Here is a 14,937-nt window from a genome sequence, read left to right as displayed (position 1 = left end):
GACGTACCTCTGCACACCCCCACCGCGACGAAACGAGAGCCCCGCCATGACCGAATCCACGATCATCTACACCATCACGGATGAGGCACCGGCCCTCGCGACCTATTCGTTGCTCCCGATCGTCAAGGCGTTCGCCGGTGCCGCGGGTGTCGAGGTCGACACCCGTGACATCTCCTTGGCCGCGCGCATCCTCGCTCAGTTCCCCGAACGGCTGACCGACGATCAGCAGGTCCCTGATGCACTGACCGAGCTGGGCGAGATCGCCCTGACCGCTGGAGCGAACATCATCAAGCTGCCGAACGTGTCGGCGTCGATTCCGCAGCTCGTGGCTGCGGTGGCCGAGCTGCAGGCTCTGGGATACGACCTGCCCGAGTTCCCGAACGACCCGTCGACCGACGAGGAACGCGAGATCCGTGCGAAGTACAGCGTGGCGCTCGGCTCGGCTGTCAATCCCGTGCTGCGCCAGGGGAACTCCGACCGGCGCGCCCCGAAGGCGGTCAAGGAGTACGCCCGCAAGAACCCGCATTCGATGGGCGCGTGGTCGCCCGAGTCGCAGACCCACGTCTCGACGATGACCTCGGGAGACTTTGCGTCGAACGAGCAGTCGGTGACCGTCGACGAGGCGACCGATGTTCGCATCGAGCATGTCGCGGCCGACGGAACCGTCACGGTCCTGAAGCCCGACTTCCCGTTGCTCGCCGGCGAGGTCATCGACTCGACCGTCATGGATGTCGCTGCGCTGCGGACGTTCCTCGCCGAGCAGGTCGACGATGCCAAGGCGCGAGGCGTGCTGTTCTCGTTGCACATGAAGGCGACGATGATGAAGGTGTCGGACCCGATCATCTTCGGTCACGCCGTCGAGGTCTTCTTCGCCGACGTCTTCGCCAAGCACGGCGACGCCCTGCGCGCCGCCGGCGCGAACCCGAACAACGGATTGGGCGGTGTGCTGTCGGCTCTCGACTCGCTGCCCGCCGACCAGCGCGTCGAGATCGAGGCCGCCTTCGCCGCTGCATTCGAAGCGGGGCCCGACCTCGCAATGGTCGACTCCGACAACGGGATCAGCAACCTGCACGTACCGAGCGACGTCATCATCGATGCGTCGATGCCCGCGATGATCCGCGACTCCGGAAAGATGTGGAACAAGGCCGGCGATCGCCAGGATGCCAAAGCCGTCATTCCCGACTCGTCGTACGCCGGGATCTACCAGGCGACGATCGACGACTGCATCGCCAACGGTGCGTTCGACCCGACGACGATGGGCACCGTCCCGAACGTCGGCCTGATGGCGCAGAAGGCCGAGGAGTACGGCAGCCACGACAAGACCTTCGAAGCCCCCGCCGACGGCACGATGCGCGTCGTCGACGCCGGTGGCGACGTTCTGATGGAACACCGCGTGTCCGCAGGCGACATCTTCCGTGCGTGTCAGGTGAAGGACGAGCCGATCCGTGACTGGGTCCGGCTCGCCGTGAGCCGTGCCCGGGCGACCGGTGCGCCGGCCGTGTTCTGGCTCGATGCCGGCCGCGCCCACGACGCTCAGCTCATCGAGAAGGTCAACACCTACCTCGCCGATCACGACACCGACGGATTGCAGATCGAAATCATGGCGCCGACCGAGGCCACCACGTTCTCACTCGAGCGGATCCGGCGGGGCGAGGACACGATCTCGGTCACCGGCAACGTGTTGCGTGACTACAACACCGACCTGTTCCCGATCCTCGAACTCGGCACGAGCGCGAAGATGCTGTCGATCGTCCCGCTGCTCAACGGTGGGGGACTGTTCGAGACCGGTGCGGGCGGGTCGGCTCCCAAGCATGTCCAGCAGCTCGTCAAGGAGAACTATCTCCGCTGGGACAGCCTCGGTGAGTTCCTCGCCCTGGCCGTGTCGTTCGAGCACCTCGCCGAGGTGACCGGCAACGACGCCGCCAGGATGCTCGGCGACGCCCTCGACACCGCGACCGGCCAGCTCCTGGAGAACGGCAAGTCACCGGCACGCCGCCTCGGCTCGATCGACAACCGTGGCAGCCACTTCTACATCGCGCTGTACTGGGCGCAGGCGCTCGCCGACCAGACCGAGAACCCCGAGGTCGCTGCTCGTTTCGCTCCGCTGGCCGCTGCGCTGACGGAGAACGAGCAGAAGATCGCGGACGAACTCCTCGCGGTGCAGGGCCAACCTGCCGACATCGGTGGCTACTACCAGCCCGATGCCGACAAGGTCGACGCGGTCATGCGCCCCAGCGCCACCCTCGACTCCATCCTCGCCACCCTCTGACCGTTACGTAACGGGTCTGACCCGTTACGTAACGGTGGCGGAGGCCAGCCCGCTCGTTCTCAAGCCGCGGGTGCGTCGAAGACGAAGGAATCAGCGAGGTAGAGCCTCCGGACCTGTTCGACGAGTTCAGCGATGCGAGGATCAGTGCGATGCAGGGTTCTGGCGCGGTGCACCGCCGTTCGTCGCGCACCGGTGGTATCGCATCCAAGCGCGTCGAAGACTCCCCTCCGAGACGACTCCGTCGCTGACGCGGCGAGAGTGATTGCCACGGCTCGTCTCTGGGCCATCAGGGGTCGGGCCCTCACATCCGAGCGTTCGGACAGGACGAGATCGACGGTCGTGACCAGATCGTGGCCGTCGGGCAGCCGGATCGATGGCGGTGATGGCGCTTCCAGGATCGGCGCACACACGAATCGGTCGAACTCGGCGGGGTTCGAAAACCACGTCGATACCGTCTCCGTGCTCATCCAACGCGGAGCCGCTCGCTTGCGAAGGTAGGTGCGATGGCTCGACCACCGATATTCGCTCGGGAGTTCGATGCCGACGATGTCGAGTGGATTGAGGTGGATGTACCTCACCACGTTCGCGAGGTACCCCATCTCGGTGATCAGCCGCGAGGTGAAGCGGCCGCCGAAGAGGTGTCCCACGCGCTCCATTCGTTGATTGACGTGCGTCGCATACATCGAAAGCAGCCACTGGAGACCGTCGGAGAGTCGTCGATCCGAGCTTCGCACCAGCAGGTGAAAGTGATTGGTCATCAGACAGTAGGCGTGGACCTCGAGTCCGAAGCGGTCGGTCGTTGCCCCGAGAAGCTCACCGAATCGGCAGCGGTCATCCGTGTCGAAGAAGATCGCATGACGGTCGACGCCTCGGCTCATCACATGGTGCCAGCCGTCGGTTGGGTCGATACGCAGTGCCCTTCCCATATCGCCATGCTGACGTCGGGGTGCCTCAGAGATGAGGCGTTACGTAACGGGTCAGACCCGTTACGTAACGGTCAGCGGTTGGCGATGGGGGTGTAGTCGCGCTCGTCGGCGCCGGTGTACCACTGGCGTGGACGGCTGATCTTCTGGCCTTCGTCGAGTAGTTCTTCCCAGTGGGCGAGCCAACCGGACATGCGCGGGATCGCGAACAGCACGGTGAACATCTCGACCGGGAACTTGAGTGCCTGGTAGATCAGACCCGAGTAGAAGTCGACGTTCGGGTAGAGCTTGCGGTCGACGAAGTACGGATCCTCGAGGGCGGTCTCTTCGAGCTTGAGCGCAATGTCGAGCAGCGGGCTCTTCCCGGTCACCTCGAACACGTCGTACGCGGCCTTCTTGATGATCGTCGCCCGCGGGTCGTAGTTCTTGTAGACGCGGTGGCCGAAGCCCATGAGGCGTCCTTCGCCCTTCTTGACGGACTCGACGAATGCCGGGACGTTCTCGATCGAGCCGATCTCGGTCAGCATCCGGATCACGGCCTCGTTGGCGCCGCCGTGGCGCGGTCCGTACAGAGCGGACGCCGCACCTGCCGCCGACGAGTACGGGTCGGCGTGGCTGGAGCCGATGACGCGCATCGCGGTCGTGCCGCAGTTCTGCTCGTGGTCGGCGTGCAGGATGAACAAGATGTCCATCGCGCGTTCGAGCGCAGGATCGACCTCGTAGTCGCCGATCTTCCACATCATGTTGAGGAAGTTCGCTGCGTACGACAGGTCGTTGTCGGGCTGGTTGAACGGGAGACCGACCGAGAAGCGGTAACACATCGCCGCGATCGTCGGGCTCTTCGCGATCAGGCGGAGCGTCTGGTGTTTGCGGGCTGCGGGATCCTCGATGTCCTTGGCGCCGTCGTAGAAGGTTCCGAGGGCGGCGACCGCCGAGACGAACATCCCCATCGGGTGGGCGTCGTAGTGGAAGCCGTCGACGAAACGCTTGCGCATGTTCTCGTGGATGAACGTGTGATGGGTGACATCGTCGGTCCACGTCGTGAGTTCCGCCGCGGTGGGGAGTTCGCCGTTCACGAGCAGGTAGGCAACCTCGAGGTAGGTCGAGTGCTCGGCCAACTGCTCGATCGGGTAGCCCCGGTACCGGAGGACGCCATTGGTGCCGTCGAGGTAGGTGATCTGCGATTGCGTGGCCGCCGTCGACAAGTACGCCGGGTCGTACATGTACAGGCTCGGGTCCAACTCGCGCAGCGCCGACGACGGGAACACACCACCCTCGATCGGGACCGTGACGGTCTTTCCGGTTCGGTCGTCGGTGATGGTGATCGTTTCGGGCACGTGGCTTCCTCCGTGGCTCCAGGGTTGAAATTCGGCTGGCCGCAGGATCATCTCCGACCGCACTCGCACGATAACGGCTCGCCTCGGCTGTGACCGCAACGAGGCAATCGATGTCGACGGATCAACATCGAACGTCCGATGTGCGCCGCTCTCCGCCGGTGGACGATGCGGTCAGAGCGGCGTGTTCCCGTGCTTCCGTTCGACGAGGACCTCACGCTTCTCGGCGAGGATTTCGAGTGCCGCACTGATCTCGGATCGGGTGTCGGCCGGGTCGATCACCGCGTCGATGAACCCCCGCTCGGCCGCCACGTACGGATTGAGGAGGCGCTCCGCGTAGTCGGACTCGAACTCGGCGCGTTCCTCCGGCGTCGAACGCCGGGCCAGGATGGCGGCGGCCTGGCCGGCTCCCATGACGGCGATCTCGGCCCACGGCCACGCGAGGCAGAGATCGTTGCCCATCGTCTTGGAGTCCATGACGATGTACGCGCCGCCGTAGCTCTTGCGCAGGATCACGCAGATCCGGGGCACGTTCGCCCGCGCGTAGGCGTAGACGAGTTGGGCGCCGTGGCGGATCATGCCGCGCCATTCGAGATCCTTGCCGGGGTAGAAGCCCGGGGTGTCGACAAGCGTGATGATCGGCAGATTGAACGCGTCGCAGAATGCGATGAAACGGGCGGCCTTCTGTGACGCCGGGATGTCGAGCGTTCCGGCGAGCACCATCGGCTGATTCGCGAGGATGCCGACCGGGCGTCCATCGATCGTCGCGAAGGCCGTGACGGCGTTCGCGGCCCAGCGATCTCGCACCTCGAGCATCGAGTCCTCGTCGGCGATCGCCGCGGCGACCTTGCGGACGTCGTAGCTGCCCGTCGACGACTCGGGGATCTGCGCTCCCGCTTCGGGGCACGGACGGTCGCCGGGGTCGAACGAAGTCCACCGCGCCGGTTCGGCGTCGACGCTGTCGGGGAGGTAGCCGAGCAGGTCGAGTGCGGTGCTCGCGGCCGTGTCGCGGTCGGCCACGACGAACGTGGCGACCCCGGTGTACCGGGCGTGGGTCGCCGATCCGCCGAGTTCGTCGGTGCCGATGGCGACCCCCGTGAACTCCTCGACCATCACCGGGCCGTTGACGAAGGCCGACGACCGTTCGGTCATGATCGTGAAGTCGGCGAGACCCAGGAGCAATGCGGGACCTGAAACTGCGGGACCGTCGACGATGATGATCGTCGGGACGAGTCCGGAACAGGCGGTGAGCTGCCGCGCCACGCGGCCCCACCCGTTGAGTGCGGCCATTCCCTCCTCGATGTCGCTTCCGGACGTCGAGATCACGACGACCACTGGAATCCGGTGATCGAGGGCGGCGGCGATCCCTGCCTCGAGTTGGTGTCCGGTCGCCTCGTCGAGACGGGCCGGGTCGTCGCCGTCGTCGAACTCGATCCAGATCACCGATCGGTCGGGTACCCCGCGATCGTCATCGGTGATCACTCTGACCTCGGACTGGGCGAGGCCGGGGACGAAGCGGTTCAGGCCGAACGTGTCGACAGCGGCATCGAGGTCGGTCATCTCGGCTCACCGTACCGCACCGCAATCGCGCGACGCCGATCCCCTCAGAACCCGGCCCCCACGATCGAAAGTGCGCGTCGGTGCCGGCACCGACGCGTATTTCGGTGGTCAGGGGTTGCGGGGTGCGGGGAGCGCGGCGGTCTCGGGATGGACGCCCGGCTGCATCTCGCCCTGTTCGGCGATCACCCGGCGGAGCGTGTCGAGCGCGACGTGCGTGGGGGCACTCGGTGTCGGTCGGCGGCGTCGGATCGAGGCGACGACTCGACGCGGGAGTTCGGGAACGTTGATCCGCCGGAATGCTCCGCTCAGCCACGTGGGCACCGCCGTGGCCGGCACGATCGCCGCCCCGAACCCGTCGAGCGCGAGTGACGCGAGCAGTCGCACGCCGTCGATCTCGGCCTGCGGGCGCAGGGTGACGTCGTTCGCCGCAGCCGACCGGTCGAGCACCTTGCGCAACGCCGAGCCGGTCGGGGGGAGGAGCAGCGGTTCGTCGTCGAGGTCGCGGATCGCGATCGTGTCGTTGTCGGCGAGGTGGTGGTGGCCCTCGACGAGCAGGAACAGATCCTCCGCGAAGAGCGGTTCGACGACGAGTTCCGGTTCGTCGATCGGCAGGTGGATGACGGCGGCGTTGAGCTCACCGGACATCACGTTCGGCACGAGCGAGGAGGACGCGCCGTCACGGATGACGGCGCGGACGTTCGGATGGTCGATCGCGAGCTGGCTCAACAGCGACGGGGTCAGCCAGCGTGCCGTGGTGCCGATCACGCCGATGCGGGTGTGGCCCGACACCCGATCGTGGCGGCTGGTCATGTCGGACGTGATGTCCTCGATCTCGTTGAGCACGCGACGGGCGCGATCGACGACGCGAGCGCCATCCTCCGTGAGGCCACCGTTCGTCCGGTCGACGAGGATGACCCCGAGTTCCTTCTCGAGTCGGGAGACATGCCCGGAGACGTTCGACTGCACCGTGAACAGCGAACGCGCGGCGGCCGAGAAGGTTCCGTGATCGGCGATCGCGACGATCGCCGCAAGCTGACGTACATCCATCTCCAAAAACGATAGCAAGTATCTCCATCATCTACTTGCCAGATCGATTCGTGGCTGTGCATACTCTCTACAGAGCTTGTGATTGAGATCACAAGTCACATAGATCGCAGTGACAACACCCCCCATGTTGCACTCGACGAGACATCCACTATCCGATCCCCCAATCGGAGGATGATCTCAGGTTGAGAGGCCCGGATTCCCCAATCCGGGCCTTTCCCGTTTTCGATCCACCCGCCCACCCGCGGCGCTCCAAGCCTCGCTCCGCTCGGCGTTGCTTTCCGGCCCTTCGGCGGCTACAGCGTTGCGCGGGACGTGTCGCGCCTAGGTTGGGCTGATGGCTCGTGGGGCGGCGTTTTTCGATCTCGACCGGACGCTTCTCGCGGGGGCGTCGGGGGAACTCTTCTCGGAGGCGATCCACCGGGCGGGGTTGTCGACCGGTCCGCTGCCGGGTGAGAAGTTCCTGTACGGGCTGTTCCACCGGATCGGCGAGACGCTCCCGGCCATGGCGATCGCCCGTCAGGGGGTCACGGCGGCCAAGGGTCGATCCTCTGCGGCAGTCCGCGAGGCTGCCGAAACCGTGGTCGAACAACTCGTCGCACTCGTGCAGCCGTTCGCTCGCACGGCGTTCACGACGCACCGGGATGCGGGGCGTCCGATCGTGTTGGCGACCACGACTCCCTACGACCTCGTGAAGCCACTCGCTGACGCACTCGGATTCGATGATGCCGTCGCCACCCGGTACGCGGTCGACAGCGAGGGGAACTACGACGGGACCCTCGATGGGCCGTTCGTGTGGTCGGCGGGCAAACTCGCCGCCGTCACCGCCTGGGCCGAGGACCACGACGTCGATCTCGCCGAGAGTTGGGCCTACTCGGACAGCTTCTACGACACCCCGATGCTCGATGCCGTGGGACACCCCGTCGTCGTCAACCCGGACCCGCGCATGGTCCTGATGGCGGCCGCTCGTCGCTGGCCGACCGCCAACCTCGACGTATCACCGGGGGTGGTGAAGATTCCCGTGGTCGGCCTCGAGGTCCAAGATGTCGCCCGTCGCCTGACCCACCCGGCGATGTATCCGTATGCCCGGTTCGACATCGGTGCGGTCGACTCGATTCCCGACACGGGACCCTGCATCCTGGTGGGCAACCATCGCAGCTATTTCGACGTCGTCGCGATGTCGCTGGTGATCGCCAAGGCAGGCCGTTCGGCCCGGTTCCTCGGGAAGAAGGAGGTGTTCGACGCCCCGATCGTCGGACAGGCTGCCGCCGCGATGGGAGGCATCCGGGTCGACCGCGCGACGGGGTCGAACGAACCGCTGCGCGCCGCAGCCGACGCATTGGACGGCGGCGAGATGGTCGCCCTGATGCCGCAGGGCACGATCCCGCGTGGTGCGGCGTTCTTCGACCCGGAGTTGCGCGGCCGCTGGGGCGCCGCCCGGCTCGCCCAGATGACGGGTGCTCCGGTGATCCCGGTCGGGCTCTGGGGTACCGAGCGGGTGTGGCCACGTTCGAAACGCGTGCCGAACGTGTTCAACCTGACCGATCCGCCGGTCGTCCGGGTCCGTGTCGGTCAGCCCGTGGGTCTGAAGGGGCGGTCGCTCGCCGCCGACACCAAGCGGATCATGACGGCGATCGCCGGCGAACTCCCACCGGAAGCGCGAGAGTCGCACACCCCGACGCGAGACGAATTGCTCGCGACCTTTCCGCCGGGCTATTCCGGTGATCCCGAGCAGGAAGTCGCCCGCCGCCCGGGTGAGGACTGAGGAACGATCACATGACCCGAGCAACAACACTCACCGACGAGGAGATCATCGCCGTCGCGACACAACTCGCCCGAGCCGACCAATTCCGCGACCCCGTCGAAGCGACGGCGCCAGCGCCGACCACGCTGTCCGACGGATACCGCGTCCAGGCCGCCGGCCACGGATTGCACGCCGACGACCTCATCGCGTGGAAGGCGGGGTGCACGAACGAGGCGGTGCAGCAGATGCTCGAGATCGACGCTCCGGTCCTCGGTCGGTATCGGAAGGATCACGTCCTGTCGACGCCGGCAGCGCTGCGGTTCGACGCGTTCGCGACTGCCCCACACCTCGAGGTCGAGGTCGGACTCCGGCTCCTGCGTGACATCGACGAAGTCCCGAACGACCCGCTCGATTTGGCCGACGCGGTCGAGGCATTCGCGGCGATCGAAGTGGTCGCGGGTCGGCTGTCCGCGTTCCCGCTGGTTCCGGTCGCTCAACTCGTCGCCGACAACGTCGCGAGCGGACGAATGATCGTCGGACCGACCCTCGACCTGACCCCGGACGAACTCCGCTCACTCGACGCTGTTCCGGTCGCGCTCGTCGCCGGTGGCGAATCGGGTGCCGTCGCGTCCGGAGCGGAGGCGATGGGTCATCCCCTGCGCGTGCTCGCAGCGGTCGGTGCGTTCGCGATCGATGCCCACCATCCATTGCGGGCCGGTGAGCTCGTGATCACCGGGACCTGTACGGGCCTCGTGGCGGCCGAGCGGGGGATCGACCACGTCGGACGGGTCGGCGACGCCGAGGTGCGCGTGCGGTTCGACTGACCGTGGGCCAAGATGCTCCCATGAGTTCACTGCCATCGCCGATCGATCTGTTGCCCCACCGCGCTCCGTTCCTGCTCGTCGACGAGTTGGTGGCGATGGAGCCGGGCGTTTCCGCGACGGGAATCTGGCGGTTGACCGGGGACGAGTACTTCTTCGCCGGACACTTCCCGGGCCGTCCGACGCTGCCCGGCGTGCTCATGTGCGAATCGATCGCCCAGGTCGGAGCGTGCGCCGTCCTCGCGGACGAGCGCTTCGCCGGGAAGTTGCCGCTGTTCGGCGGGCTCGACGGGGCGCGCTTCCGCCGCCAGGTCGTCCCGGGGGACGAGTTGACGATCGAGGTCGAGCTCGGTCGGATGTCCGCCCGCGCCGGGAAGGGATCCGGCTCGGTGACGGTCGACGGAAAGGTCGCGACCAGCTGTGACCTGATGTTCGTCCTCGCCGACATCTGAGCGGGTGAACTACCCCACCGTCCTCTTCGACCTCGATCACACGCTGTTCGACACGCACGCATCCGAAGCAGCGGCGTTCGAGGCGACGATGCGGTCGATCGCCGTCGATCCGACCCCGGAGGTCTTCGCGGCCTACGACCGATTGAACCAGGCTCTCTGGCGTCGTGTGGAACGGGGCGAACTCGATCCGAACGACGTGAAGATGATCCGGTTCGTGCAGCTGCTCGACGAACTCGGAATCGACGGCGACGCTCGGGCGATCGCCGAGAGTTTCGTGACCGGGCTGGCGGAACACGGCGACCTGTACGCAGGAGCCGGCGAGCTCCTCGCCGAACTCGGTGCGACGTGCCGGTTGGCGTTGATCACGAACGGCATCGGCTCGGTGCAGCGGGGGCGCCTGCGCCGGTTGGGTCTCCAGAGCTCCTTCGAGGTCGTCAGCATCAGCGGTGAACTGGGGATGACCAAGCCGGGGCGCGAGATCTTCGACCACACCCTGCGCGCCATGGAGATCGACGATCGTGGGGGCGTGGTGATGATCGGTGACAGCCTCGCCAGCGACATCCGTGGCGGCGTGAACTCCGGCATCGACACGATCTGGTTCAATCCGCGCTCACAGACCAACACCAGCGAGATCGCACCGACACACGAGGTGTCGTCGTTGGAGGACCTCGCCGTGTTGATCGGGTGACCGACGGCGACTACGACGCCGGAGCGACGACGACCGAGCCGTTGTGACCGCCGAATCCGAAGTTGTTCGAGATCGCCGGACCAGGTGTCCACGGACGGGCGTCGCCGACCACGAGGTCGATCTCCATCCCGTCGTCGGCCGCAGCCGTGTTGGCGGTCGGGGGGATCAGTCCGTGCTGCATCGAGAGGACCAGAGCCGCCGCCTCGAGTGCACCGGCGGCACCGAGCGCGTGGCCGGTGACACCCTTGGTCGACACGACCGGTACGGCGTTCGGTCCGAAAACCTCTCGGATCGCGTCGGCCTCGGCCGCATCGTTGAGCGGTGTCGACGTGCCGTGGGCATTGACCTGGCGGATGTCACCCGGTTCGATTCCCGACTCGGCGAGTGCGAGGCGCATGCAGGCGATCGCTCCGACGCCGCCCGGTGATGGAGCGGTGATGTGGTGGGCGTCGGCGTTGCTGGCCCCGCCCAGGACCTCGCCGAGGATGTTCGCTCCGCGAGCTTCGGCGTGCGACCACTCCTCGAGGATCAGCACCGCGCTGCCCTCGCCCATGACGAAACCGTCACGGTCGGCGGCGAACGGTTGGCTCACACCCGTTGTCGAGAGTGCGGTCATGTTGGAGAAACCGGCGAGGCCGGTCGGTGTCCCCGCGGACTCGGCGCCCCCGGTGGCGACCGCGTCGACGATGCCCCACCTGATCAGGCGTGCCGCGTAGTTGATCGCGTGGCTCCCGGCCGCGCAGGCGGTCGTGATCGTCTCGTTTGGGCCCTGGAGGCTGTAGCGCATCGAGATCGCCGCGCCGGCCGCATTGGTCATCATCATCGGGACGAGGAACGGCGAGACCCGCCGTTCGCCCTTCTCGAGTCGGATCTGGATCTGCTCCTCGAGGGTGTGCAGACCACCGACTCCGGTGGCGAAGATCGTGCCGAAGCGCGCCGGGTCGATGCCGATCGCGTCGAGTCCGCCCGCTTGATCGAACGCCTCACCCGCGGCTGCGAGTGAGAACTGTTCGACCCGATCGGCTCGACGAGCGTGCTTCGCGTTCTCGAAGTACGGGGTCGGGTCCCAGTCCTCGATCTCGACGGAGCGACCGCTGGTCGCCCCCGGACCGAGCAGGCCTGCCCAGTAGTTCTGCGCGCCGATGCCGGCCGGGGCGACGACACCGAGACCGGTGATCGCGACCCGACGCGACCCGGTCGGGTCGGTCGTCATGATGGGGAACTCAGACCTTGGCGACGACGAGGTCGTAGGCGGACTGGACCGTCTCCACGCCTTCGAGCTCTTCCTCGGGGACCTCGATGTCGAACTCCTCTTCGAGCGCCATCACGAGCTCGACCAGGTCGAGGCTGTCTGCGTCGAGGTCGTCGCCGAACTTGGCGTCGAGGACCACGGCGCTCTCGTCGACTGAGAGCACCTCGACGGCGCACTTGCGGAAGCGGGCGAACAGTTCTTCATTCACGGGAATTCTCCAATTCAGTAGTAGCGGTTTGTGACTGTAGTTGGCGGAAGGCCGGGAGCCAGAGAACTGGATCTCCCGACGAGCGGAGCGAGTCCGGGCGTGAGCCCGGAGAGAGGCACTGCGACGACGAAGTCGGCGAGACGGCGCCAGCCGTCATGACCGTAGGTCATCAGTGTCCCATGCCCAGTCCGCCGTCGACGGGGATCACGGCACCGGTGATGTACGCGGCGTCGGGGCCGGCGAGGAAACTGACGACACCTGCGATCTCGTCCGGCTCGGCCATGCGCGCGAGCGGGACCACGGAGGTGATCGCGGCGAGTTGATCGTCGGTCAGCGCGGCGGTCATGTCGGTGGCGACGGGTCCGGGTGCCACGACGTTGACCGTGATCGAACGTGAGCCGAGTTCCCGAGCCAGCGAGCGGGCGAAACCGACGAGTCCGGCCTTGGATGCGGCGTAGTTCGACTGGCCGGCCTGCCCGAGCATTCCGACGACGGACGACATCAGGATGATTCGACCGCGCCGGGCCTTGAGCATGCCCTTGGCCGCACGCTTGGTCACGCGGTAGGAGGCGGTGAGGTTGGCGTCGAGGACGCTGGCGAAGTCGTCCTCGGTCATCCGCAGCAGCAGCCCGTCCTTGGTGACACCGGCGTTGGACACGAGGACCTCGACGGTGCCACCGAAGTGTTCCTCGACCGCGGCGAACGCGGCGTCGACCTGGGCGGCATCGGTGACGTCACAGCGGACTCCGAAGAGACCGTCGGGCGGTGGGGACGAGTTGTAGGTCACGGCGACCCGGTCACCACCGTCGGCGAGTCGGCGTGCACAGGCGAGCCCGATCCCGCGGGAGCCCCCGGTCACGAGGACGATGCGTCCGGTCGGTTCGGTGTCACTCATCGTTCGCTCCGTCATCGGTGAATTCTGCTGCGTTCGGGCTCCAGCGGACCACGGCGCTGGCGGCGGACATGCCGGCGCCGAAGCCGACGAACAGGATCAGGTCGCCATCGGAGACGCGTCCCTCGTCGAGTGCTTCGGCGAGGGCGAGCGGTACCGAGGCCGACGACGTGTTCCCGGTGCGATCGAGCACGATCGAGGCGCGTTCGAGCGGGATGCCGAGGCGATCGAGCGACGCCGAGATGATCCGGATGTTGGCCTGGTGCGGGACGACCAGGGTGATGTCGTCCGCCGACACGCCTGCACTGGTCAGTGCGTTGGTGGCGGAGTCAGCCATCAGGCGCACCGCTCGACGGAAGACCTCGCGACCCTCCATCTGGAGCACGCCGCCGATCTCGGCGTACAGGGCGCTCTCGGCCTCGCCGAGCGAGTCGAGGTCCCAGCCGAGGAGCTGGCCACCTCCGTCCACCGCCTCGAGGACTGCCGCTCCGGAGCCGTTGCCGAACAGAATGCCCGTGTTGCGATCGTGGTAGTCGGTGATGCGATCGAGCGTGTCGGTGCCGATGACCAGCACCCGACGGGCGCCCATTGCGATCAGGCCGTGCGCGTTGACGAGCGCGTACACCCATCCGGAGCACGCGGCGTTGAGGTCGAAGGCGCCACACGAGGTGAGTCCGAGTTGGTCCTGAACCGTCGAGGCGCTCGCGGGGACGGCCCGGTCGGGCGTGGTGGTGGCGAGGATGAGGGCATCGATGTCGTCCGGGCCCACGCCCGCCATGTCGAGTGCAGCCCTGCCGGCCTCGGTGGAGAGTCCCGCCGTGGTCCCGCCGACATGGCGTTGGACGATGCCCGTGCGATCTCGGATCCACTCGTCGTCGGTGTCCATCATCGACTCGAGGTCGACGTTCGTCAGGATCTTGTCGGGGAGGGCGACGCCCCAGCCGGTGATGACGGCGCCGCGGGCGCCGGGTGGGGTGGAAGGCATGCTCAGTCGCTCCTCAGCCAGGCGATGGGTTGGCGCAATGTGACACGTTCGGTGTCGACGGCGATGAAGCTCTGCAGGAGGCCGGAGAACGACGAGCGCACTTCGACGTGGCCCACATGGCCGATGACGGTTCCGACGTCGATGCGCGACCCGTCGGCGATCTCGGCGACCGGAGAGAAGAGCCCAGCGGCGGGGGAGACCACGAGTCGTTCCACGGCGAAGAGGTGTTCGCCCTCGAGTTGCCCGGCATGGGACGTCGTGGACGCCCCGACCCATTCGAGCAGCTTGTCGAGGTCGTCGGGGGTGGCGATCGAGATCGTCCGACCGGAGGTGGTGCGCTTCGCCATCCCGCTCAGCACGCCCCCCGGTCCGAGCTCGGCGAAATCGGTGACGCCCTCGCCTTCGAGGGTGAGCAGACTCTGGCGCCAACGGACCGGGCTGGAGAGTTGGGCCGACAGCAGGTTGCCCCATTCGGTGCCCAGTACATGCGGTTTCGCGTCGACGTTCGAGACGACGGGGACGTCGCTGTCGCGCGGCTCCGCGTCGGCGATCGCGTCACGCAACCGGTCGCGTGCAGCGACCATGAACGGGGTGTGGAACGCGCCGGACACCGGCAGCCCCATGACCCGTTTCGCACCGAGATCCTTCGCGTGGGCCGACGCCTTGTCGACGCCGTCGGGCGAGCCGGCGATGACCACCTGACCGGGTGCGTTGTAGTTCGCGACCCAGACGTCCGCGTCCGCGAGGTTGCAGGCGACACCGACC

Annotated in this window: 14 protein-coding genes; 5 read left to right on the top strand and 9 right to left on the bottom strand. The window is 66.9% G+C overall.

Going from position 1 to position 14,937, the window contains the following annotated elements; all coding sequences use genetic code 11:
* Positions 1-46: 46 nt before the first annotated feature.
* A complete protein-coding gene (locus WBV89_RS07405; RefSeq protein WP_423980694.1) occupies positions 47-2,269 on the top strand; it encodes an NADP-dependent isocitrate dehydrogenase in 2,223 nt (740 codons plus the stop codon).
* A 59-nt stretch (positions 2,270-2,328) separates the two neighbouring features.
* On the opposite strand, the gene WBV89_RS07400 is transcribed toward WBV89_RS07405, so the two are convergent.
* The 4 genes from WBV89_RS07400 to WBV89_RS07385 all read right to left on the bottom strand — a co-directional run bounded on the left by WBV89_RS07400 (position 2,329) and on the right by WBV89_RS07385 (position 7,133).
* Positions 2,329-3,147, bottom strand: a complete 819-nt coding sequence (locus tag WBV89_RS07400) for a transposase (protein ID WP_423980693.1) — start codon at positions 3,145-3,147, stop codon at positions 2,329-2,331.
* 119 nt (positions 3,148-3,266) lie between these two features.
* A complete protein-coding gene (locus WBV89_RS07395) occupies positions 3,267-4,580 on the bottom strand; it encodes a citrate synthase (RefSeq protein WP_423980692.1) in 1,314 nt (437 codons plus the stop codon).
* A 120-nt stretch (positions 4,581-4,700) separates the two neighbouring features.
* On the bottom strand, positions 4,701-6,086 hold the full coding sequence (locus WBV89_RS07390) for an acyl-CoA carboxylase subunit beta (RefSeq protein WP_423980691.1): 1,386 nt from the start codon (positions 6,084-6,086) through the stop codon (positions 4,701-4,703).
* A 108-nt stretch (positions 6,087-6,194) separates the two neighbouring features.
* Positions 6,195-7,133 carry a LysR family transcriptional regulator gene (locus WBV89_RS07385; RefSeq protein WP_423980690.1) on the bottom strand — a complete coding sequence of 313 codons (939 nt, stop codon included), beginning with the start codon at positions 7,131-7,133 and terminating at the stop codon, positions 6,195-6,197.
* Between the two features lie 334 nt (positions 7,134-7,467).
* On the opposite strand from WBV89_RS07385, the gene WBV89_RS07380 reads away from it, so the two are divergent.
* From WBV89_RS07380 to WBV89_RS07365, 4 genes are read left to right on the top strand one after another with little or no spacing between them, the layout of a single operon-like run.
* Positions 7,468-8,895 (top strand): HAD-IB family hydrolase, encoded by a 1,428-nt coding sequence (locus WBV89_RS07380; protein ID WP_423980689.1) that lies wholly within the window; start codon positions 7,468-7,470, stop codon positions 8,893-8,895.
* An 11-nt stretch (positions 8,896-8,906) separates the two neighbouring features.
* The gene (locus WBV89_RS07375; protein ID WP_423980688.1) at positions 8,907-9,698 is read left to right on the top strand and encodes a 2-keto-4-pentenoate hydratase; all 792 of its coding nucleotides are present in this window, start codon (positions 8,907-8,909) and stop codon (positions 9,696-9,698) included.
* A 20-nt stretch (positions 9,699-9,718) separates the two neighbouring features.
* A complete protein-coding gene (gene fabZ, locus WBV89_RS07370; protein ID WP_423980687.1) occupies positions 9,719-10,147 on the top strand; it encodes a 3-hydroxyacyl-ACP dehydratase FabZ in 429 nt (142 codons plus the stop codon).
* A gap of 4 nt (positions 10,148-10,151) precedes the next feature.
* A complete protein-coding gene (locus tag WBV89_RS07365; RefSeq protein ID WP_423980686.1) occupies positions 10,152-10,835 on the top strand; it encodes a YjjG family noncanonical pyrimidine nucleotidase in 684 nt (227 codons plus the stop codon).
* A gap of 10 nt (positions 10,836-10,845) precedes the next feature.
* On the opposite strand, the gene WBV89_RS07360 is transcribed toward WBV89_RS07365, so the two are convergent.
* The 5 genes from WBV89_RS07360 to WBV89_RS07340 all read right to left on the bottom strand — a co-directional run.
* Positions 10,846-12,048, bottom strand: a complete 1,203-nt coding sequence (locus WBV89_RS07360; protein ID WP_423980685.1) for a beta-ketoacyl-[acyl-carrier-protein] synthase family protein — start codon at positions 12,046-12,048, stop codon at positions 10,846-10,848.
* Positions 12,049-12,058: 10 nt separating this feature from the next.
* On the bottom strand, positions 12,059-12,295 hold the full coding sequence (gene acpP / locus WBV89_RS07355) for an acyl carrier protein (RefSeq protein ID WP_423980684.1): 237 nt from the start codon (positions 12,293-12,295) through the stop codon (positions 12,059-12,061).
* A gap of 169 nt (positions 12,296-12,464) precedes the next feature.
* Positions 12,465-13,190: a 3-oxoacyl-ACP reductase FabG gene (gene fabG / locus WBV89_RS07350; protein ID WP_423980683.1), complete on the bottom strand. Its 726-nt coding sequence runs from the start codon at positions 13,188-13,190 to the stop codon at positions 12,465-12,467.
* Positions 13,183-14,172, bottom strand: coding sequence for a beta-ketoacyl-ACP synthase III (locus tag WBV89_RS07345; RefSeq protein WP_423980682.1), 990 nt, complete (start codon positions 14,170-14,172; stop codon positions 13,183-13,185). The genes fabG and WBV89_RS07345 overlap by 8 nt, the downstream gene beginning before the upstream one ends.
* Before the next feature lie 2 nt (positions 14,173-14,174).
* Positions 14,175-14,937, bottom strand: a 763-nt coding sequence (locus WBV89_RS07340; protein WP_423980681.1) for an ACP S-malonyltransferase, incomplete at its 5' end; no start/stop codon positions are given.

Origin of the sequence: Ilumatobacter sp., from assembly GCF_049588435.1 — a bacterium.
GTDB lineage: Bacteria > Actinomycetota > Acidimicrobiia > Acidimicrobiales > Ilumatobacteraceae > Ilumatobacter_A.
The sequence above is the reverse complement of the archived record's forward strand: the minus strand, read 5'-3'. Positions and strand labels throughout refer to the sequence as shown.